20 protein-coding genes are annotated in these 20,212 nt (G+C 74.5%); 8 read left to right on the top strand and 12 right to left on the bottom strand.

Going from position 1 to position 20,212, the window contains the following annotated elements:
- The 3 genes from ACYVKY_RS19565 to ACYVKY_RS19555 form a co-directional block, all read right to left on the bottom strand.
- A partial coding sequence (locus ACYVKY_RS19565; RefSeq protein ID WP_460436660.1) for a helix-turn-helix domain-containing protein occupies nucleotides 1-471 on the bottom strand: 471 nt, incomplete at its 3' end.
- A 1-nt stretch (nucleotide 472) separates the two neighbouring features.
- Nucleotides 473-1,711, bottom strand: a complete 1,239-nt coding sequence (gene fahA, locus ACYVKY_RS19560) for a fumarylacetoacetase (protein ID WP_460436659.1) — start codon at nucleotides 1,709-1,711, stop codon at nucleotides 473-475.
- Complete coding sequence (locus tag ACYVKY_RS19555) at nucleotides 1,708-2,625, bottom strand: hypothetical protein (RefSeq protein ID WP_460436658.1); 918 nt, start codon at nucleotides 2,623-2,625, stop codon at nucleotides 1,708-1,710. The genes fahA and ACYVKY_RS19555 overlap by 4 nt, the downstream gene beginning before the upstream one ends.
- Nucleotides 2,626-2,707: 82 nt before the next feature.
- Between ACYVKY_RS19555 and ACYVKY_RS19550 the strand changes: the two genes are divergently transcribed.
- From ACYVKY_RS19550 to ACYVKY_RS19535, 4 genes are all read left to right on the top strand, one after another.
- Complete coding sequence (locus ACYVKY_RS19550) at nucleotides 2,708-3,910, top strand: homogentisate 1,2-dioxygenase (RefSeq protein ID WP_460436657.1); 1,203 nt, start codon at nucleotides 2,708-2,710, stop codon at nucleotides 3,908-3,910.
- Between the two features lie 314 nt (nucleotides 3,911-4,224).
- On the top strand, nucleotides 4,225-5,736 hold the full coding sequence (locus ACYVKY_RS19545) for an alpha/beta hydrolase family protein (RefSeq protein ID WP_460436656.1): 1,512 nt from the start codon (nucleotides 4,225-4,227) through the stop codon (nucleotides 5,734-5,736).
- A 32-nt stretch (nucleotides 5,737-5,768) separates the two neighbouring features.
- Nucleotides 5,769-7,049: a vWA domain-containing protein gene (locus tag ACYVKY_RS19540; RefSeq protein WP_460436655.1), complete on the top strand. Its 1,281-nt coding sequence runs from the start codon at nucleotides 5,769-5,771 to the stop codon at nucleotides 7,047-7,049.
- Nucleotides 7,050-7,053: 4 nt separating this feature from the next.
- On the top strand, nucleotides 7,054-7,425 hold the full coding sequence (locus tag ACYVKY_RS19535) for a ribosomal maturation YjgA family protein (RefSeq protein ID WP_460436654.1): 372 nt from the start codon (nucleotides 7,054-7,056) through the stop codon (nucleotides 7,423-7,425).
- On the opposite strand, the gene ACYVKY_RS19530 is transcribed toward ACYVKY_RS19535, so the two are convergent.
- Nucleotides 7,400-8,347, bottom strand: a complete 948-nt coding sequence (locus ACYVKY_RS19530) for a GNAT family N-acetyltransferase (RefSeq protein WP_460436653.1) — start codon at nucleotides 8,345-8,347, stop codon at nucleotides 7,400-7,402. The genes ACYVKY_RS19535 and ACYVKY_RS19530 overlap by 26 nt on opposite strands.
- Before the next feature lie 121 nt (nucleotides 8,348-8,468).
- On the opposite strand from ACYVKY_RS19530, the gene ACYVKY_RS19525 reads away from it, so the two are divergent.
- Together ACYVKY_RS19525 and ACYVKY_RS19520 are read left to right on the top strand one after the other, a co-directional pair.
- Nucleotides 8,469-8,831: a dihydrofolate reductase family protein gene (locus tag ACYVKY_RS19525; protein WP_460436652.1), complete on the top strand. Its 363-nt coding sequence runs from the start codon at nucleotides 8,469-8,471 to the stop codon at nucleotides 8,829-8,831.
- Nucleotides 8,828-9,559, top strand: coding sequence for a thioredoxin domain-containing protein (locus ACYVKY_RS19520; protein WP_460436651.1), 732 nt, complete (start codon nucleotides 8,828-8,830; stop codon nucleotides 9,557-9,559). Before ACYVKY_RS19525 ends, ACYVKY_RS19520 begins: the two co-directional genes overlap by 4 nt.
- Nucleotides 9,560-9,568: 9 nt before the next feature.
- On the opposite strand, the gene dnaB is transcribed toward ACYVKY_RS19520, so the two are convergent.
- Together dnaB and ACYVKY_RS19510 are read right to left on the bottom strand one after the other, a co-directional pair.
- Nucleotides 9,569-10,993 (bottom strand): replicative DNA helicase, encoded by a 1,425-nt coding sequence (gene dnaB, locus ACYVKY_RS19515; protein ID WP_460436650.1) that lies wholly within the window; start codon nucleotides 10,991-10,993, stop codon nucleotides 9,569-9,571.
- Nucleotides 10,994-11,290: 297 nt separating this feature from the next.
- On the bottom strand, nucleotides 11,291-11,953 hold the full coding sequence (locus ACYVKY_RS19510; RefSeq protein ID WP_460436649.1) for a maleylpyruvate isomerase family mycothiol-dependent enzyme: 663 nt from the start codon (nucleotides 11,951-11,953) through the stop codon (nucleotides 11,291-11,293).
- 73 nt (nucleotides 11,954-12,026) lie between these two features.
- On the opposite strand from ACYVKY_RS19510, the gene ACYVKY_RS19505 reads away from it, so the two are divergent.
- Complete coding sequence (locus tag ACYVKY_RS19505; RefSeq protein WP_460436648.1) at nucleotides 12,027-13,355, top strand: MATE family efflux transporter; 1,329 nt, start codon at nucleotides 12,027-12,029, stop codon at nucleotides 13,353-13,355.
- A 33-nt stretch (nucleotides 13,356-13,388) separates the two neighbouring features.
- Nucleotides 13,389-14,396, top strand: a complete 1,008-nt coding sequence (locus tag ACYVKY_RS19500; protein WP_460436647.1) for a ketopantoate reductase family protein — start codon at nucleotides 13,389-13,391, stop codon at nucleotides 14,394-14,396.
- Between the two features lie 163 nt (nucleotides 14,397-14,559).
- Here the strand turns inward: ACYVKY_RS19500 and rplI are convergent, their stop codons facing one another.
- From rplI to ACYVKY_RS19470, 6 genes are all read right to left on the bottom strand, one after another.
- Nucleotides 14,560-15,006, bottom strand: a complete 447-nt coding sequence (gene rplI, locus ACYVKY_RS19495; protein ID WP_460436646.1) for a bL9 family ribosomal protein — start codon at nucleotides 15,004-15,006, stop codon at nucleotides 14,560-14,562.
- Between the two features lie 14 nt (nucleotides 15,007-15,020).
- Nucleotides 15,021-15,257 carry a small ribosomal subunit protein bS18 gene (rpsR, locus tag ACYVKY_RS19490; RefSeq protein ID WP_460436645.1) on the bottom strand — a complete coding sequence of 79 codons (237 nt, stop codon included), beginning with the start codon at nucleotides 15,255-15,257 and terminating at the stop codon, nucleotides 15,021-15,023.
- Between the two features lie 80 nt (nucleotides 15,258-15,337).
- The gene (locus ACYVKY_RS19485) at nucleotides 15,338-15,895 is read right to left on the bottom strand and encodes a single-stranded DNA-binding protein (protein WP_460436644.1); all 558 of its coding nucleotides are present in this window, start codon (nucleotides 15,893-15,895) and stop codon (nucleotides 15,338-15,340) included.
- 1 nt (nucleotide 15,896) lies between these two features.
- A complete protein-coding gene (gene rpsF, locus ACYVKY_RS19480) occupies nucleotides 15,897-16,187 on the bottom strand; it encodes a 30S ribosomal protein S6 (protein ID WP_460436643.1) in 291 nt (96 codons plus the stop codon).
- Nucleotides 16,188-16,331: 144 nt separating this feature from the next.
- Nucleotides 16,332-17,963 (bottom strand): hypothetical protein, encoded by a 1,632-nt coding sequence (locus ACYVKY_RS19475; protein WP_460436642.1) that lies wholly within the window; start codon nucleotides 17,961-17,963, stop codon nucleotides 16,332-16,334.
- 27 nt (nucleotides 17,964-17,990) lie between these two features.
- Nucleotides 17,991-20,212 (bottom strand): transglycosylase domain-containing protein (locus ACYVKY_RS19470; RefSeq protein WP_460436641.1); only part of this gene is annotated, 2,222 nt, incomplete at its 5' end.

Raw genomic sequence — 20,212 nt, 5'->3', positions numbered from 1 at the left:
GGCCCGGTGGCGGCCGAGGCCGCGACCACGGTCGCCGTCCACGGCGCCGGGGTCGAGCGGGTCGCGGGCCCCGAGGCGGTACGAGAAGCGCGGCCCGTCCGTGGGGGGCTCGGCGACGACCGTCGCGACCGCGGCGTCGCCGACCACCTCGACCAGGCTGGCGGTGGCGTCGAGCCGGGCCGCGAGCCGGTGCAGGACGGGCTCGGCGACGGCGCGCACCCGTGGGCGCACCCGGTCGGCGAGCGAGGTGGCCGCCGGCCCCGGTCGGTAGCGCCCGGCGTCGTCGCGGACCGCGAAGCCGGTGCGCACCAGCGAGACGAGCAGCCGGTAGGCGATCGAGCGGTGCAGCCCGCAGGCGCCCGCCACCTCGCTGGCGGTCAGCCCGTGGTCGGCGGCGCCGAGGGCGAGCAGCACCGCCAGCCCCCGCTCGAGGGTCTGCGAGCCCTCCGGGCCGGCGGCGGGCTCGGCCACGTCAGCCGTCCAGCGGACGCGCGGGCAGGATCGTGCCGCGCACCTCGCCGAGCGCGATCCGGCCGCCGAGGGTGCCGGGCGCGGTGTACCGCAGGACGACCTCGTCGCCGTCCTCGAGGAAGGTGCGCTCGCGGCCGCCGGCGGTGAACGGCTCCTGCCCGCCCCACGACAGCTCGAGGAACGAACCGCGCTGGCCGCGCTGCGGCCCCGACACGGTGCCGGACGCGAACAGGTCGCCGACCCGCAGGCTGGCGCCGTTCACGGTCAGGTGCGCGAGCATCTGGGCCGGGCTCCAGTACATCGACGCGTACGGCGGATGGGCGACGACCTCGCCGCAGAGCTCGACCTCGATCGCGATGTCGTAGCCGCTGCGGTCGGTCTCCCGCAGGTAGGGCAGCACGGCGGGGTCCTGCTCGGGCAGCGGGACGCGGGCGGCGTCGAGCGCGACGAGCGGCGTGACCCACGCGGAGACGCTGGTGGCGAAGGACTTCGCCAGGTTCGGGCCGAGCGGCACGTACTCCCAGGCCTGCAGGTCGCGCGCGGACCAGTCGTTGACGCCGGTGACGCCGAACACGGTGTCGCGGAACGAGTCCGTGCCTGCCCGCTCGCCGAGCGGGACGCCACGCCCGACGACGAACCCGAGCTCGGCCTCGATGTCGAGCCGGCGCGACGGACCCTGGTCGGGGACGTCGGCCTGCGGCGGCTTGCGCTGCCCGCACGGACGGTGGATGCCGGTGCCCGACACCACGACCGAGCCCGCGCGACCGTGGTAGGCCACCGGCAGGTGCTTCCAGTTCGGCAGCAGCGCGTCGCCGTCGGGGCGGAACATCCGGCCCACGTTCGTCGCGTGGTGCTCGGACGCGTAGTAGTCGACGTAGTCGGCGACCTCCCACGGCAGGCGGAGCTCGAGCCCGTCGAGCGGCAGCAGGTGCGGGGCGACCTCGGCCTCGCGCGCCGGGTCCGTCAGCAGGTCGGTCACCCAGGCGCGCGCGGCGGCCCAGGTCGACGGACCCGCCGCCATCAGGTGGTTGAGCGAACCGGTCGCGAACAGCGGTGCGTCCGTGGGCCTGTCGGTCCGCGCGAGCGCCGCGAGGTCGAGCGCGTGGTCGCCGATCCGGACGACGACGCGGGCGTCGCCACCGGGCGGCACCGCGACGCCGTACGGCAGGTTGTCGACGTCGTGCAGCGAGCCGGCGGCACCGGGCACCCAGGTCGGACGGGACGGGGTGGACGCGGTCATGCGCGGGGCTCCTCGACGGGCTCGGTGCCTGTGGTGGCGGCGTCGACCAGGCCGAGGTCAACGAGGTGCTGCAGGGGCTCGAGCACGCTGCACGAGCCGTAGGAGGTGAACAGGTCGCGCCCGGCGAGCAGCGCCGGCTCCCCCGCGTCGCGCACCTGCGCGGCGAGGACGTGCGGGTCGCGCTCGGCGACCGCGGCGCGCACCGCGTCGGCGTCGCCGCCCGCGGCCGCAAGGGTCGCGGCCAGCAGGACGTTCAGGTAGCCGTGGTGCTCGAACCCGGTGCCGTGCACCGTGTGCCGCGCGGCGTCGTGCAGACCGGCGGTGCACTTGAAGGGCACGCCGAGGTCGCGGGCGGCGAGGACCCAGCGGGTGACCTCGTCCTCGGACGGGAACGCGTCGGCAGTCACGCCGCCGGTGCGGAACTTCAGCCGGAACCCGTTGTCGCGCACGGCGTCGAGCAGGTCGTCCCAGGCCGGGTCGCTTCCGGCCGGCGGGCGCGGGACCTCGACGACGACCGCTGCACCGGCGTCGAGGGAGCCGTCGTCGACGAGGTCGCGCCGGTCGACGGCCAGCTGCGCCACCTGCGCGTCGCCGGGTGCGGACGGATCGAGCCGCACCTCCAGCGCGGCCACCGCGACACCGGCGGGGCCGGCGACCTGCCGCACGGCGTCCTCGACCGCGTCGGCCGCCGTGACCACGGCGATCCGCAGCGGCGCGGTGGGCCGCTGCGCCTCGACCCGCTCGACCAGCGCCGGCAGCAGGTCGGCGCCGAGCACCAGCGGACCGACCAGGTCGGCGAAGCCCGAGCGGCGGTAGCCGTCGTGCGCGCGCAGCGCGTCGTCGAGCGAGGCGCTGCCGGGCGGGAAGACCGCGGCGTCGTCGACCAGGGCGCGCAGCGGCGCGGGGATTGACACGCTCGGCACGGTAGCGAACAGTCTCCTGAAAGAGAACAGGCGCGTCCGATTACCGGACGCACCGCGGAGGAGGCGGTCGACGATGGCGTACTACCGGCAGGTGGGCTCGGTCCCCCGGCAGCGGCACACCCAGCACCGCGACGCCGAGGGCCGGCTGCGGTACGAGGAGCTGATGGGTGAGGAGGGCTTCTCGTCCGACTCCTCCCTGCTCTACCACTCCGGCGTCCCGTCGGCCCTGGTCGCGAGCGAGGTGTGGGACCTCGGCGACCAGACGACCTCCGCCAACCACCCGCTCAAGGCGCGGCACCTGAAGCTGCACACGCTGTTCGACGCGGACGCCGCCGCCGACGTCGACGCCGTCACCGGACGTCGGCTCGTGCTCGGCAACGGCGACGTGCGGCTGTCCTACGTCTGGGCCGGGAAGGTCAGCCCCTACTACCGCAACGCCGTCGGCGACGAGTGCGTGTACGTCGAGCAGGGCGCGGGCACCGTCGAGACCGTGTTCGGCGTCCTGCCCTACCGCACCGGCGACTACGTGCTCATCCCGCGCGCGACGACCCACCGCTGGGTCCCGGACACCACGGACGGCCCGAGCCGGCTCTACCCGATCGAGGCCAGCAGCCACATCGCCCCGCCGAAGCGGTACCTGTCGCGCTACGGCCAGCTGCTCGAGCACGCGCCGTACTGCGAGCGCGACCTGCACGGCCCCACAGAGCCGTTCACCGTCGACGGCGAGGACGTCGACGTCCTGGTGAAGCACCGCGGCAACGTCCCGGGCGGGGTGGTCGGCACCCGGATGACGTACGCGACGCACCCGTTCGACGTCGTCGGCTGGGACGGGTGCCTGTACCCGTACACGTTCAACATCGAGGACTACATGCCGATCACGGGCAAGGTGCACCAGCCGCCGCCCGTGCACCAGGTCTTCGAGGGCTGGAACTTCGTGATCTGCAACTTCGTGCCGCGCAAGGTCGACTACCACGAGCTCGCCGTGCCGGTGCCGTACTACCACTCGAACGTCGACAGCGACGAGGTCATGTTCTACGTCGGCGGCGACTACGAGGCGCGCAAGGGGTCGGGGATCGACATCGGGTCGATCTCGGTGCACCCGGGCGGGTACGCGCACGGCCCGCAGCCGGCCGCGATCGAGGCGAGCCTCGGCGCCGAGGCGTTCGACGAGCTCGCCGTCATGGTCGACACCTTCCGCCCGCTCGAGCTCGGCGAGGCCGGCGCCGCCGCCGAGGACGACGCCTACGCGTGGACCTGGGCCGGCCGCCGCCGCTGACCCCCGTCCCCCGGCTCGTCTTGTCCCCCGGCTGCTCGTTTCGTCAGTTCAGTGCCGGATGTGACACCGAAGTGGCGTCGCACCACGTGTGACACGCCAGCGCGACCACTGAAGTGGGGAAACGGACAGGCACCCAAGCGGACGCGGGTCGTTCCCGCCGGCGGAACACCGGCACCGTCCGGACCGCTGGGCGGAACGACGTGAAACCCGTTGCCCGCCAATGTCGTCCACCCTCTTGACGGACGGCCGCCGGAGCGCTCGACTGGCCTCCTCTCGCCCGGGACGGTCCGGCGAGCGGACCTCCGGGAGCTGCGATGCGTCGACCCCACCTGACCCTGCTGTCGCTGCTCGCGAGCGCGGTGCTCGTCGCCGGCGGTGCCGTGCCGGCGCAGTCGACCACTGCGGCCGCCACCGCGGCCGCCGCCCCGGCGCTGTCGTGCGGCGAGATGCTCGGCCAGAAGGTCGAGGTCACCGCGGACGACACCGTGCGCACGGCCCGCGTCCGCTCGGCCGTCACCGTGCCCACGACGGCCGGCGCCGACGGCTACTGCGAGCTGCAGGGCACGATCGGCGAGATCCGGTTCACGATGCGACTCCCCCTGGGGACGTGGAACGGCCGGTACTTCCAGACCGGGTGCGGCGGCTTCTGCGGCGCCGTGCCGATCGCGTCGTGCGGCCAGGCCCTCGGTCGCGGCTTCGCCGTCGCCGCCGAGGACACCGGCCACGCCGGCAGCAGCGGCATCGGCACCTGGGCGTACCAGAACCGCAGGGCCGAGCTCGACTTCGGCTACCGCTCACCGCACTTCATGGCGCAGGCCGGCAAGGCGCTGACCGAGACCTTCTACGGCGCGGCACCGGAGTACTCGTACTTCCAGGGCTGCAGCACCGGCGGGCGGCAGGCGCTCGTCGAGGCGCAGCGCTACCCCGACGACTTCGACGGCATCGTGGCCGGCGCGCCGGCGGTCTACCAGAACCAGCTGGCGCCGCTGTCCCAGGGCCACCTCGAGACCGTGAACCGGCGCGCCGACGGCACGGTGATCCTGACCCAGGCCAAGGCCCGGGTGCTGGCCGCCGCCGTGCTCGCGGCCTGCGACGCCACCGACGGCCGCACCGACGGCGTGGTCGGGAACCCGGACGCCTGCACCGTCGACCCGTCGGTGGTGCAGTGCGCCGGCGACGACGCCGCCGACTGCCTCACCGCCGAGCAGGTCGCCGTCGCCCGCGCGTTCTACGCGCCGCCCGTCGACGCCCGCGGGCGCCAGCTCTACCCGGCGGGCATGCCGCGCGGCTCCGAGGCCGGCTGGCCCGGCGCCTCGATCGGCACCGACGCGGCGCTGTCCGGCGGCGGCAACTACGCGCAGGAGGTGCTGCGGTACCTCGCCTTCCCGTCCGACCCGGGCCCGGAGTACAGCCTGTTCGACTTCGACCCGACGAGGGACGCCCGCAAGCTCGAGGCCAAGGCGCGGATCTACAACGCCGACGACCCCGACCTCGCCGACCTGGACGCCGCCGGCGGCAAGCTGCTCGTCTACCACGGCTGGGCCGACCCGCTCATCACCGCGGGTGGCACGGTCGAGTACGTCCGCGACGCGATGGCGGCCTCCGGCGGGCGCGAGCAGACCCAGGACTTCCTGCGGCTGTTCCTGCTGCCGGGCGTCTACCACTGCTCGGGCGGACCCGGTGAGGACACCGTCGACTGGCTGACCGCGATCCAGCGCTGGGTCGAGGAGGGCGTCGCGCCCACCGAGGTCACCGCGTCCAAGGTGGCCCGCGACGGCACCGTGACCAGCACCCGCGTGGTGCAGGAGTACGTGCCCGCACCCTGAGCGGGCCGTCCGGACCGGTAGCGTCCGGCGGTGTGAGCGAGCTGGTGAAGGGGGCCAACACCGGGCTCGACGGAGGCACCGTCGACGTCGCGGTGGCGGGAGCTCAGCCGGGCGCCGTCGACCTGCTGGTGCTGCAGCTGGGCGCGGACGGTCGGGTGCGGCGCGAGGACGACCTGGTGTTCTTCAACCAGCCGCGCTCGCCCGAGGGTGCGGTCGAGCTGGTCGGCGGTGCGGCCGTGCGCGCCGACCTGACCCGCGTCCCCGCCGACGTCGTGACCCTGGCCGTCGCGGTCGCGCTCGACGACGGCGTGACGGGAGCGCTCGGCCGGGTGCCCGGGCTCGGCGTCACCGTCACCGGCGCCGGGACGTCGGTCACGGCGCCGGCGTCCGGCCTCGGGGTCGAGCGGGCGGCGCTGCTCGTCGAGCTCTACCGGCGCGGGGACGGTTGGAAGCTGCGCAACGTCGCCGCCGGGTGGGACACCGGGCTGGCCGGGCTCGTCCAGCACTTCGGCGTCGAGGTGGCCTCCGACGACGCGCCCGCGGCCGCGGCGGAGCCGGTCGCGACGGTGCCGGCCGGCGGCGTCCGCACCGTCCCGGGCGAGGAGAAGGTCTCGCTCGCCAAGCGCGAGCAGCTCGACCTGCGCAAGCGCGAGGTCCAGAAGGTGCTGCTGTCCAAGGGCGCCGACGGCCAGCGCGCCCGGGTGGTGCTCGTGGTCGACAAGACCGGGTCGATGCAGGAGCTGTACAGGCACAAGGTGATCCACCGGGTGGTCGACCGGATGGTGCCGGTCGCCGTCCAGCTCGACGACGACGGCTCGCTCGAGGCCTACCTCTACGCCCGCTCGTACCTGCGGCTGCCCGACCTGCGGGTCGAGGACCTCGACACCTGGGCCGAGACGCACCTGCACCTGAAGGGGATCGTCGGCGGCGTCGACTACAACGCGATCGGCCACGGCAACGACGAGATCCCCATCATGCGAGCGGTGCTCGACGACCTGCGCCCCGGCGACCGGACGCCCACGCTCGTCCTGTTCTTCACCGACGGCGGGTTCAGCAAGCGCGGCGAGATCGCCGCCCTGGTGCGCGAAGCGTCCGGGCTGCCGGCGTTCTGGCAGTTCGTCGGGCTGGGCAAGGCGAAGTACGGCGTGCTGGAGCGGCTCGACGAGCTCGACGGGCGCGTGGTCGACAACGTCGGGTTCTTCGCCGTCGACGACATCGAGCAGGTCGACGACGCCGAGCTCTACCGGCGGCTGCTCGGCGAGTTCCCCGACTGGCTGCGCGAGGCCCGCGCGGCGGGGGTGCTCCCTGCCTGAGCGGGTGCGCGACCGCGTCGTCCCCGCGCTCGCGTGCGTCGTGACGCTCGTCGCCGGGCTCGCGGTGGCGGCGTCGGACCTCCCGGTCGCCGACAAGCCCGGCGACCTGCTCTACGCCGCACTTGTCACCCTCGGCGTCTGGTTCCTCGCGCCACGCGCGCCGCTGGCCGTGCTCGCCGGCGTCGCCGGCACCTGGTGCCTGGCCGTCGAGCTGCTGCAGCTCACGGACGTCCCGCGCCTGGCGGCGGACCGCGTCCCCCTCGCCCGGTTCGTGCTCGGCAGCGGCTTCGACGCGTGGGACCTGGTGGCCTACGCGGGCGGCGTCCTGCTCGCGCTGGGGGTCGTCGCCGTCACCCGGCGTCGGCGACGTCCTTGACGTACCGCGAGATGGTGCGCAGCGCGCGGTACCCGACCAACTCGTAGAGCCGGTTCGCGCCCGTGAGGCTGTCGTCGTCGACCTCGAGCTCGGACACCGCGTACCCGCCCGTCCGCGCGGCGCGCAGGTGCTGCAGCAGGACCTGCCGGCCGAGGCCGCGACCGCGCGCCTCCCGCCGGGTGCCGACCATCGTCACGTGCAGCACGCCCGGCTCGAACTCGCCCGCGAGCGCGTACGACAGCACCCGGCCGTCCTCGACGAGGACCGCGCTGCGGTCCTGGCGGGCAGCGCGCGAGCCCGTCCAGTGCGCCCAGTCGTCCGCCGGGACATCGCTGTGGTTGCGGTGGTCGCGGAACGCGTCGTTGTGGGCGTCCCGGGTGGCGACGAGCGCCTCGGGGTCGGGCGCCACGGCCGACGACGGCAGCCCGGGGTCGTCCCAGCCGGCCAGGTCGACGGCCATCGTGACGAACCGGTTGCCCGGCACGTAGCCCTCCTGCTCGAGCAGCCGCTGCGCCGCCGAGCCCGGCAGCCCGCCCGAGGTGCGCAGCCGCACCGGCTCGCCGGGGAACCGCCGGGCGGCCAGGTCGGCCCCGAGCCGCTCCTGGGCGCGCAGCAGCGCGACGCCGAGCCCTCGGCCGCGGTGGTCGGGGTGCACCACGCCGTCGAGCCCGACCAGCGCGCGCCCGTCGACCAGCTCGTCGCGCACCCCGACGATCCCGGACGCCACCAGCCGGTCGCCGTCCCAGGCCGAGACGGTGTCGCGGGCGGGGTCGAACCGCGGCTGGTCGAGGACCTCGGCGAGCTGGTCGGCGTCCATCGGCTGGTGGGTGCCGTCGACGTCCTCGGCGAGGTTGCGCAGCGCGGCGAGCGCCACCACGTCGTCGCGGGTCAGGGGCCGCCAGGTCGGGTCGGGAGCGTCCACGAGCCCCATTCTCGACCTCCGGGTCGCTGCCGCACCGCTGACTTCCCGGTCCGGCGGCGGTCCACCCTCCATGACCACCCGCAGCGCAGGCCCAGGCCCTCGCGTCGTCATCGAGATGTCCATGTCGCTCGACGGTTTCGTCGCCCGTCCCGTCCACGGCACCGAGGAGGTGCACGAGGCGAGCGCGCCGGTCGTCCGCGACGCCTTCGAGCTCGGCGCGAACGTCACCGGACGCCGCACCTTCGACGACGCGCAGGCGTGGGGCGGTGACGACCCGATGGGCATCCCCAGCTTCGTGGTCACGCACGAGGTGCCGGACGAGTGGAAGGACGACCCCGGCCCGTTCACCTTCGTCACCGACGGCGTCGAGAGCGCGATCCGCCAGGCGCGCGCGGTGGCCGGCGACAGGCCGGTCGGGGTCGCCGGTGGCGACATCGCGATGCAGTGCGCGTTCTACCGCGTCGCGGACAGGCTCCCGCGGTGACCGCCGTCCCGCCGGTCGTCGACCGCGAGGCCTGGCTCGCCGCGCGCCGCGAGCTGCTGGTGCGCGAGAAGGCGCACACCCGCGAGGGCGACGCCATCGCCGCCGCGCGGCGCCGCCTGCCGATGACCGAGGTCGACGCCACCTCGCTCGTCACCGGGCCGGACGGCCCCGTGCCGTTCGCCGACCTGTTCGGCGAGCACGACCAGCTGCTGGTCTACCGGCACATGTGGCACGACGGGCAGCCGATCGAGGACCAGTGCGAGGGCTGCACCCTCAGCATCTGGCACGTGCACGACGCGTCGTACCTGCACGCCCGCGGCGTCGCGTTCGCCGTGGTGTGCGAGGGGCGGTGGGACGAGGTCGCGCCGTTCGTCGACTTCATGGGCTACACCGTGCCCTGGTACTCCGGCCGCGGGACGGCGGACCCGGTCGTCGGCGGCGGCCTGCTCGACACCCGCGGCATGTTCTCGGCCTACCTGCGCGTCGTCGACCGCGTGTTCCTCACCGGCGAGACGGTCGGCCGCGGCGTCGAGGCGAGCATGACGAGCCTCGCCCTGCTGGACCTGACCGTGCACGGCCGCAAGGAGACCTGGCAGGACGTCCCCGAGGGCTGGCCGCAGCCCGACGGCCCGAGCGGCTGGTGGCGCCGGGACGGTCGCCCGGTCGCCCAGTGGACGCGTCCGGGCGCGGGACGGGTCGCGCCCGGTGAGGGGACGCGCTGCCACTGACGGCCGGGGCTACATCCCGCCGTCGTGCGCCATGTCGGCGAACCGGGAGAAGTGGCCCTGGAAGGCGACCGTGATGTTCGCGGTCGGGCCGTTGCGGTGCTTGGCGACGATGAAGTCGGCCTCGCCCGCGCGCGGCGACTCCTTGTCGTAGGCGTCCTCGCGGTGCAGGAGGATCACCATGTCGGCGTCCTGCTCGATCGAGCCGGACTCGCGCAGGTCGCTCATCGCGGGCTTCTTGTCGGTGCGGGTCTCCGGACCACGGTTCAGCTGCGACACCGCGATGACCGGCACCTCGATCTCCTTGGCGAGCAGCTTGAGCGCGCGGGAGAACTCCGAGACCTCCTGCTGGCGGCTCTCGACCCGCTTGCCGGACGTCATCAGCTGCAGGTAGTCGATGATCACGAGCTTGAGGTCGTGGCGCTGCTTGAGCCGGCGGCACTTGGCGCGGATCTCCATCAGCGACATGTTCGGGCTGTCGTCGATGAACAGCGGCGCCTCGCTGACCCGGCCCATGGTGCGGGCGAGCTTGGTCCAGTCCTCCTCGCGCATCGTGCCCTTGCGCATGTGCTGGAGGTTGACCGACGCCTCGGCCGACAGCAGGCGCATGGTGATCTCGGTGCGGCTCATCTCGAGCGAGAAGATCACCGACGCCCGGCCGTGCTTGATCGAGCAGGAGCGGGCGATGTCGAGTGCGGCTGTACTTTTTCCCATGGCCGGCCTGGCGGCCATCACGATCATCTGGCCCGGGTGCAGGCCGTTGGTGAGGGTGTCGAGGTCGGTGAACCCGGTGGGCACGCCGATCATCTCGTCGCCGCGGCCCTCGGAGATCTCGATCTCGTTGATCGTGGCCTCGATGGTCTCCGCGAGCGGCACGTAGTCCTCGCTCGAGCGCCGCTCGGTGACCGCGTACACCTCGGCCTGCGCCTGGTTCACCAGGTCGTCGGCGTCGCCGCCGCCGGCGGCGTACCCGAGCTGGACGATCTTGGTGCCGGCGTCGACCAGGCGGCGCAGGATCGCGCGCTCGCGGACGATCTCGGCGTAGTAGCCGGCGTTGGCCGCGGTGGGCACCGAGGAGATGAGCGTGTGCAGGTACGCCGCGCCGCCGACCCGGCCGAGCTCGCCGCGCTTGCCCAGCTCGGCGGCCACGGTGACGGCGTCGGCCGGCTCGCCCCGGCCGTACAGGTCGAGGATCGCCTCGAACACCATCTCGTGCGCGGGACGGTAGAAGTCGACCCCGCGGACCTGCTCGATGACGTCGGCGATGGCGTCCTTGCTCAGCATCATGCCGCCGAGGACGGACTGCTCGGCCGCGACGTCCTGCGGCGGCGTGCGCCCGAAGTCCTCGCTCGGGCCCCCGTACGGACCACCCTGCTGGGGGACGGGGTCGAACGTCCCGGTCTCCGTCAGCGACACCGCGGCCTCCCCCTTCGTCATGTCGAACAGGTGTACGCCCCGGCACCGACAGCGCGGCTCCCCCGGAGGTCCGTCGTGCACCGTAGGGGCGCCGGGGCGAGCCCGTCGAATCCCGTCGAGCGCGTCGTCCCCAGGGGTCGCGCACACCCTGTTGACGGCCCGCACCACGAGTGTGCACAACTGTGGACAACCCTGTGCGTGCCACGCCGCGCGGCTGTGACTTCGGCGCTCGACGAGTGCGTCGTCGCAGGTCAGCGGCCTGTGGAGGGTGTGGACGCCGAAAAGGTCCGCGCGGTCCGAGGCGTGGACCGGCGTGTCTCAGCGGGTGCGCGTGGCGTGCGCGGCGAGGGCGTCCAGGCCGGGACCGGACAGCCGGTCGAGCAGCGCCGGGCGGCCGGTGAGCGCCAGGCCGAGCGCCGTCGCCGGGCCACGCACCTCGGCGCCCTCGCCGTGCTCCCAGCCGGCGTCCGGCGCGACCAGGCGGACCGCCGGCAGCCGTCCCGGGACGAAGACGCCGCGGGCCGTCCGGGTGGCGAGGAAGTCCAGCACGAGCCGCCAGGACCCGACCGGGCGGTCCTGCGCCAGCCCCAGCGGGACGGCCACGTCCTCGCGGTGCACCAGCAGGTCGGTCAGCGGCGCGCGCCAGTCCAGCAGGGGCGGCGAGAACCGGCTGCCGGCGTGCTCGCGCAGCAGCGCGACGAGCCGCTCGGGCGAGGTGGTGGCCGCCGCCTCGCGGGCCATCGCGTCCATCGCCGCGTCGACCCGGCCGCGGTGGCGCAGCACGGCGCGCACGACGTCCCGGACGGGCGTCGTCGGGCCCGCGAGCAGGTGGGCCACCACCTCGCGCACGGTCCATCCGCCGCACAGGCTCGGGGACGCCCACGCGTGCGCGTCGAGCGGCTCGAGCAGGTCGGCGAGCGCACGGCGCTCGGTGGTGACGAGGTCCCAGCGCGGGCCGGCAGCGGTGTCGGTGGTGGTCACGGGCGGCAGTGTGCCCGTCCCGCATGACGACCACGTGAACGGCGGCGTCGGTGCCCGGGGGCAGGATGGCGGCGTGCCGCGGCTGAAGGAGCAGGACCGCCAGATCCTGGGCCTCGCCGTGCCCGCCTTCGCGGCGCTGGTGGCCGAGCCGGCCTTCCTGCTCGCGGACTCCGCGATCGTCGGGCACCTCGGCACGCTGCCCCTCGCCGGCCTGGGCATCGCCGCGGCCGTGCTCTCGACGGTCGTCGGGCTCTGCGTGTTCCTCGCCTACGGCACGACCGCCGGGGTCGCCCGCCGGCTCGGCGCCGACGACCTGCGCGGCGCCCTCGCGCTCGGCGTCGACGGCACCTGGCTGGCGCTGCTGCTCGGCCTGCTGCTGTGGGGCGCCACCGCGCTCGCGGCACCCTGGCTCGTCACCGCGCTGGGGGCCTCCGACGCGGTCGCGCCGTACGCCGTCACCTACCTGCGCTGGTCGCTGCCCGGCATCCCCGCGATGCTCGTCGTGCTCGCCGCCACCGGCGTGCTGCGGGGCCTGCAGGACACCCGGACCCCGCTGGTCGTCATGGTCGCCGGGGCGGTCGCGAACGTCGCGCTGAACTGGCTCCTGGTCTACCCGCTCGACATGGGCATCGCGGGGTCGGGCCTCGGCACGTCCCTGGCCCAGGCGGGCATGGCGGTCGCGCTCGCCCGCGTCGTCGTGCGCGGCGCCCGGCGCGAGGGGGCGCCGCTGCGTCCCGACCGGGCCGGCATCGTCGCCGCGGCCCGCGCCGGCGTGCCGCTGGTCGTGCGGTCGGTGGCGATGCGCACGGTGCTGCTCGTGCTCGCCGCGGCCGCCGCCACCCAGGGCGACGTGCAGCTGGCAGGGCACCAGGTCGTCTACACGCTGTGGATCTTCACCTCGTTCGTGCTCGACGCGCTCGCGATCGCCGGCCAGGCGCTCACCGGGCGCTTCCTCGGCGCCGGTGACGTCGAGGGGGCGCGCTCGGCGACCCGCCGGATGGTGCGGTGGGGGCTCGGCTTCGGCGTGCTCGTCGGCGTGCTCATGCTCGCCGGCGCGCCCGTGCTCGGCCACCTGTTCACCCCGGACGCCGCCGTGCAGGCCGTCATCGCCGCCGCGCTCGTCCCGGTGGCGCTCACCCAGCCGATCAGCGGGTACGTCTTCGTCCTCGACGGCGTGCTCATCGGCGCGGGCGACGGGCGCTACCTCGGCGCCGCGTCCGTCGTCACGACCCTGGTGTTCCTGCCGCTGGTCGGGGTGGTGCTCCGGTTCGGCCCCGGCGGCACGGCCGGGCTCGTCTGGCTGTGGGTCGCGTTCACGGTCGGCTGGATGGGCGCGCGCACGGCCACCCTGTGGCTGCGCGAGCGCTCCGGGCGGTGGGCGGTCACCGGCGCCACCCGCTGAGCGCCGACGCGGGTCGTCCCCGAGGATGGGGCGATGCGCTACGTGGTGATCGGGGCAGGGGCCGTCGGCGGGACGATCGGGGCGCGGCTGCACCTCGCCGGGCGCGACGTCGTGCTCGTCGGACGCGGCCACCACCTCGCCGCGATCCACCGCACCGGGCTGCGCTTCGTCACCCCCGACCTCGACGAGCGGCTCGACGTGCGCGCCGTCGCCGGCCCGCACGAGGTCGAGCTCGACGGCGACGACGTGCTCGTCCTGGCGACCAAGGGCCAGCACACCGCCGAGGCGCTCGGCACCTGGTCGGCGGCCGAGGTCGTCACCGGGCCCGGCGCCGGCCGCACCGCCGGCGAGGTGCTGCCGGTGCTGTGCGCGCAGAACGGCGTCGGCAACGAGGCCGCCGCGCTGCGCTGGTTCGCCCGCGTGGCGGGCGTGTGCGTGTGGCTGCCCGCCGAGCTGCCCGAGCCCGGGACGGTGCTCGCCTCGTGCGCGCCGCTCACCGGGATGCTGCACCTCGGCGCGTACCCGTCCGGCCGGGACGAGGGCTTCGAGGCGCTGCTGGACGCGGTGGCCGCCGACCTGGAGGCCGCGCGGTTCCTCGCGCCGCGTCCCGACGACGTGATGGCCTGGAAGCGGGCCAAGCTGCTGAGCAACCTCGGCAACGCCTTCGACGCCTTCCTCGAGCGCGACGACGCCTGGCGCCCGCTGCTCGCCGCGGCCCAGGACGAGGCGCGGGCGGTGTTCGCGTCCGCCGGGCTGGCCGTGACGTCCGAGGCCGACGAGGAGGCCGTGCGCGGCGACCGGATGCAGCTGCGGGACGTGCCGGGCTTCACCCGCGGCGGCGGGTCGACCTACCAGAGCCTGGCGCGCGGCACCGGCTCGGTCGAGACCGACTGGCTCAACGGCGAGGTCGTGCTGCAGGGACGCCTGCTCGGCGTCCCGACGCCCGTGAACGCGGCCGTGCAGGCGCTCGCGGCGCGGGCGCTGGCGGACGGTCGCGAGGCGCGGTCCGTCCCGGTCGCCGAGCTGCGCGCGCTGCTCTGACCCTGGTCCCGTTGCGCCGACTTCGCGAGGCGAGCGCCCACTTCGCGAGGCCCGCACGCCACGTTCAGGGTGCGATCGCCAACTGAACGTGGTGGACGAACGCCGGGACATGTGCGAAGGCCCCCACCGCGGACGGTGGGGGCCCTCGACGGGGTGCTGCGGGTCAGGCGGGGACGACCTCGATCGTCACGGCCGCGGCGACCTCGGGGTGCAGGCGCACCGAGACCTTGTACTGGCCGACGGCCTTGATCGGGTTGCCGATCTCGACCTTGCGGCGGTCGACCGCGGTGCCGGTGGTCGCCTTGACGGCGTCGGCGACGTCACCGGTGGTGACGGCACCGAACAGGCGGCCGGTGGCGCCGGCGTTGACCTTGAGCCGCACCGGCTTGGCCTCGAGGGAGGCCTTCACCGACTTCGCGGTCTCGACGTCCGCGATCTCGCGCTTGCTGCGCGCGGCGCGGATCGAGTCGACCTGCTTCTGGCCGCCCTTGGTCCAGGCCGTGGCCAGACCGCGGGGCACGAGGTAGTTGCGGCCGTAGCCGTCCTTGACCTCGACGACGTCACCGGGCGTACCGAGGCCGGTGACCTCCTGGGTGAGGATGAGCTTCATGTCGGTCCCCTTCCTCAGCGAGCCGAGCTCGAGTAGGGCAGCAGGGCCATCTCGCGGGCGTTCTTGATCGCCTTGGCGAGCTGACGCTGCTGCTGCACCGACACACCGGTCACGCGCCGGGCGCGGATCTTGCCCCGGTCGGACACGAACTTGCGCAGCAGCGCGGTGTCCTTGTAGTCGATGTAGTCGATCTTGGCCGCCTTGAGCGGGTTCTGCTTCTTCTTGGGCTTCCGGAGTGCCGGCTTGGCCATCGTGGTGCTCCTCCTTGGGGAGCCCGGGTCCTGCCGAGGACCCGGGATGGGGTGGATCGTCTGTCAGTTGGTGCGAGCCGTCAGAACGGGGGCTCGTCGTCGCGGTTGCCGCCGAAGCCGCCGCCGCCGGAGGGGCCGGTGGCCCAGGGGTCGTTCTGCTGACCGCCCTGGCCGCCGCCCTGCTGGCCCCAGCCGCCGCCGCCCTGCTGGCCGCCGCCGCCGCCGCCCTGCTGGCCGCCGCCGGACCAGCCGCCGCCACCGGCACCCCCGCCGCGGGAGGCCTTGGTGACCTTCGCGGTGGCGTAGCGCAGGGACGGGCCGATCTCGTCGACGTCGAGCTCGACGACGGTGCGCTTCTCGCCCTCCTTCGTCTCGAAGGAGCGCTGCTTCAGCCGGCCGGACACGATCACGCGAGCACCCCGGGTGAGGGACTCGGCGACGTTCTCGGCCGCCTCGCGCCAGATGGCGCAGCGCAGGAAGAGCGCCTCGCCGTCCTTCCACTCGTTCGTCTGCCGGTCGAAGGTGCGCGGCGTGGACGCGACGGTGAAGTTGGCGACCGCGGCACCGGACGGGGTGAACCGCAGCTCCGGGTCGGCGGTGAGGTTGCCGATGACGGTGATGACGGTGTCGCCGGCCATCTCAGCGGGCCTCGGGACGGAGGACCTTGGTGCGCAGGACGGACTCGTTCAGGTTGAGCTGGCGGTCCAGCTCCTTGGCGACGTCGGGCGTGGCCTGCATGTCGACGACCGCGTAGATGCCCTCGGACTTCTTCGCGATGTCGTAGGCCAGCCGGCGCTTGCCCCAGATGTCGACGTTGTCGACGGAGCCACCGCCCTTGCGGACGACGTCGAGGAACTTGTCGAGCGACGGGGCGACGGTGCGCTCCTCGAGCTCGGGGTCGAGGATGATCATCATCTCGTAGTGACGCATGCGGAAACCCACCTCCTCTGGACTGGGCGGCCACGGTCTCTCCGTGGCAGGAGGGTCGTGCGTCGCTCCGGGTCCGCACCGGCCCCGGGTGGGGACGGTCCGGACGGCGGAGCGGGCACCCGCGGGGGTGCCCGAGGAGCCAGTCTACCGGTCCCCGGCGAAGGTCACGACCAGCGCGTCGGGGGCGTCCTCGAGGTCGCCGGCGCCCGGGTCGTCGTCGTGCCCGGGCCCCGAGCGGACGACGTCCTCCTGCGGTCGCCGCGACAGCGAGACCGCGCGGTACGCGAGCCAGCCGCAGGCGGCGAAGCGGAGCACGACCAGCAGGGCGTACGCCCACGGCGGCAGGCCGCGGTTCTCGACCGACAGGCCGTAGAGGTACAGCCAGGTGCCGGTGGCGTACGCGGCCTCGACCGCCCCCCACACCAGCAGGTCGCGCCAGCGCGGCACCGCGAGCGCGGCGAACGGCAGCACCCACAGCCCGGCCTGCACCGGCACGGTGGGTGCCACGGCCAGCACGCCGAGCACGAGCAGCAGCACCACGACCGGCAGCCGCGGGCGCCGGGGGGCCGACAGCACGAACAGCGCGACGGCGACGAGCACGGCGAGGGTGGCCGCCAGCGCCCACCAGCGCACCGAGCCCTCCATCCGCAGGCCGGCGGCGCGGCCGAGCACCCCCGAGCCGAACCGCACCAGCAGCGGGGGCACGACGACAAGCGCCACCGCGAGGGGCACCACGACCCACGGCCCGCCGGGCCGCAGGTCCTCGCGCAGGTCGCGGGGCAGCAGCGCCCAGACGACGCCGGCGACGACGACCAGGCCGAGGCCCACGAACGAGACCCAGGTGGGCAGCGGCGGCAGCGAGCCGGAGCCGACCTCGTCCGAGACCAGCCGCGGCAGCAGCCAGAGCGAGCCGTACCCCGCGGGCGCGGCCCACTGCGCCTGCCAGTAGGCGCGCCAGCCGTCGGCGGCCAGCACGAGCACGGGGACGTTCACCACGGCCCAGGTGAGCGCGGCGGCGCCCGAGACCGACCCGACCGCGAGCCACCGGCCGGTGCGGACGGCGAGCAGCCACAGCGCGACGAGCACGAGCACGGCGATCGGCCGGCCGCTCGCCGCCAGCCCGAGCAGGACGCCCGCGGCGACCGGCCGCCCGCGCGAGAACGCGAGGACCCCCAGCACGGCGAGGGCGACGAAGAGCAGGTCGAGCGAGACCAGGGCGGTCGCCGCGACGGCCGGCGACAGCGCCACCAGCGCGGCGTCCCAGGGCCGGCGCCGGGCGAGCGCCGCGACGGCCAGCACCAGCGCGACGAGGGCGACGGCGACCAGCACGGCGGCCAGGTCGAACGCCCAGCGCACCTCGGCGGGGCCCTCGGGCGCCACGACCGACAGCAGCCAGAGCACGAAGCCGGTGCCGACCGGCTGGGCCAGGTGCTGCCCGCCGGCCGCGGACTCCAGGTACGGCAGGGTGCCGGCGTCCAGTCCCGAGGAGACGTACAGGGCGGGCACGTCGCTGTAGCAGGCGTGCGTGAACTGGTCGGGCGAGGCCCACAGCGTCGTGCGGCAGTGCTGGCGCAGCAGGACGGCGACGGCGAGGGTGCCGACGGCGAGCAGCGGCAGGACGCCGAGCGCCCCGGCGGCGCCCCACGGCGCGCGGGACCGCGAGCGGCCGCCGGCGTGGCGACCCAGGACGCCGCCCGAGGACTCGCTGAGGAACCCGACGAGCGGGTCCTCCCGGGACGGGGCCGCGGGGCTCCCGTCCGACCGCTGCGTGGTCACGGGCGGTAGCCAACCACGGCCGGCGCGCTAACCGTCGACGCCGCCACCGCCGTCGCCCCCGCCGCCACCGCCGCCTCCGCCGCCTCCCCCGCCGCCGCCGTCACCCGGCGGGGTCGAGGGGGGCAGGGTCGGGAGCGTGACCGTCGGCTCCGGCAGCGTGGGCGGCGGCTCGGTCGTCGTGGGCGGCGGCTCGGTCGTGGTCGGCGGCGGCTCGGTGGTCGTCGTGGGCGGGGCGGTGGTCGTCGTCGCGGGCGGCGCGGACGTGGTCGGCTGGCGCCCGACGTTCGCGCGCTCGGGGAAGTCGACCTCGTCGAGGCCGTCGTGCGCGCCCTCCATGTACGTCGTCCAGATCCGGACCGGGAACGACCCGCCGGTGATCTCGCTGCGCCCGCCGAACCCGGGGATCGACGACGGCGTGCCGTCCGGGTTGACGTTGAACAGCGCGACCGCCGTCGCGAGCTGCGGGGTGTAGCCGACGAACCAGGCGGACTGGTTGTCGCTCGAGGTGCCCGTCTTGCCGGCCGCCGGCCGCCCGAGCCGGCTCGCGTACTCGCCGGAGCCGTTCTGGACGACCCCCTCGAGCGCCGCGGTCGTGTCGGCCATGACGTCCTCGGCGAAGACCCGGTTGCCCTCGGTGGGGCCGGCGTAGACGACCTCGTCGGAGCCGGCGCGGGTGACCGACTCGACGATGTGCGGGGTGTTGCGCACGCCCTGCGCGGCGAAGGTCGAGTAGGCGGTGGCCATGTCGAGCGGGTGCGGCGACGACGTGCCGAGCACGTTCGAGACGAAGTCGTTCAGCCCGGCGGTGTCCTCGGGCAGACCGGCGCGCACCGCGACGTCGCGGGTCTTGTCGGGCCCGATCTCGGAGTTGACGTCGACGTAGACGGTGTTGACCGAGTTCGCGGTGGCCCGCTCCAGGGTGATGCGTCCGAAGCTGGACCCGCCGAAGTTGCGCACCGGCCGGTCGTAGCCCTCGAACTCGCGGTTGTTGCGGCCGTCCCACGTGCTCTTCAGCGAGATGCCGTTCTCGAGCGCGGCGACGAGGGTGAACGGCTTGAAGGTCGAGCCGGCCTGGGCGACGTCCTGGGTGGCCGAGTTCTGCTGCCGGGCCAGGTAGTCGGCGCCGCCGTAGAGCGCCTTGATGCGTCCGGACCCGGGTTCGATCGTCACCAGCGACGACTGCAGCGTGGCCGGCCGGTCGGCGATCGGGAACACGTCCGGGTTGTTGGTCATCACGTCGACCGCGAGCGCCTGCAGCCGCGGGTCGATCGTGGTGGTGATGCGCAGCCCGGCCTGGTCGAGCTCGGCCTCGGTCAGCGCGCTGTTCGACAGCAGCTCGGCCCGCACCATGCTCAGCAGGTAGCCGTTCGGGCCCTTGTAGACCTGCTGGCTCTCCTGCACGGGCACCGTCGCCGGCACCACCATCGCCTCGCGCTGGGCGGACGGGAGGGTGCCCATCGTCACCATGCCGTCGAGGACGTAGTCGAACCGGTCCTGCGCCTTCTCCGGGTTGGTCGCCGGGTCCCACCGCGACGGGCTCGGGACGATGCCGGCGAGCAGCGCCGCCTCCTCGGGCGTCAGCTGCGACACGTCCTTGCCGAAGAACGCCTTCGAGGCCGCCTGGATGCCGTACGCGCCGCGGCCGAAGTAGATGGTGTTCAGGTAGTCGGTGAGGATCTCGTCCTTGTCCTCACGCTGGTTGATCTTGATCGAGATGATGGCTTCCTTCGCCTTGCGGACGTAGGTCTGCTCATCGGTGAGGTAGTAGTTCTTCACGTACTGCTGGCTGATCGTCGAGCCGCCGCCGGCGTAGTCGCCGGTGACCTGTCCCCACACCGCGCGGGCGAGGCCGATCGGCGAGACGCCGCGGTTCTCGTAGAAGCTGCGGTCCTCGGCGGCGACGATCGCGTCCTTGACGTGCTGCGGGATCTGCTCGCCCCCGACCAGCGTCCGGTCGACCGCCGAGAACCGGCCGAGCTCGGTGGTGCCGTCGCCGAAGTACACGACCGAGGTCTGCGCCTCGGCGAAGTCGTTCGGCTTGGGGATGTCGATCATCCGGTAGGCCACGTAGAAGCCGATCAGGCCGATCGCGGCGACGGCCAGGACGGTGCCGAGCACGAGCTTCCACGACGGCAGCCAGCGGCGGCGGCCCTTCCCCCTGCCCTTCCCCCCGCCCCGGCCCCCCGACCGGGCGGCGCCCGGGGTCACGGTCGCGGCGCGGGCCCCGGCGGGACGCTGCGCGGCGCCGC

Source organism: Angustibacter speluncae, from assembly GCF_054777815.1.
The sequence above is the reverse complement of the archived record's forward strand: the minus strand, read 5'-3'. Positions and strand labels throughout refer to the sequence as shown.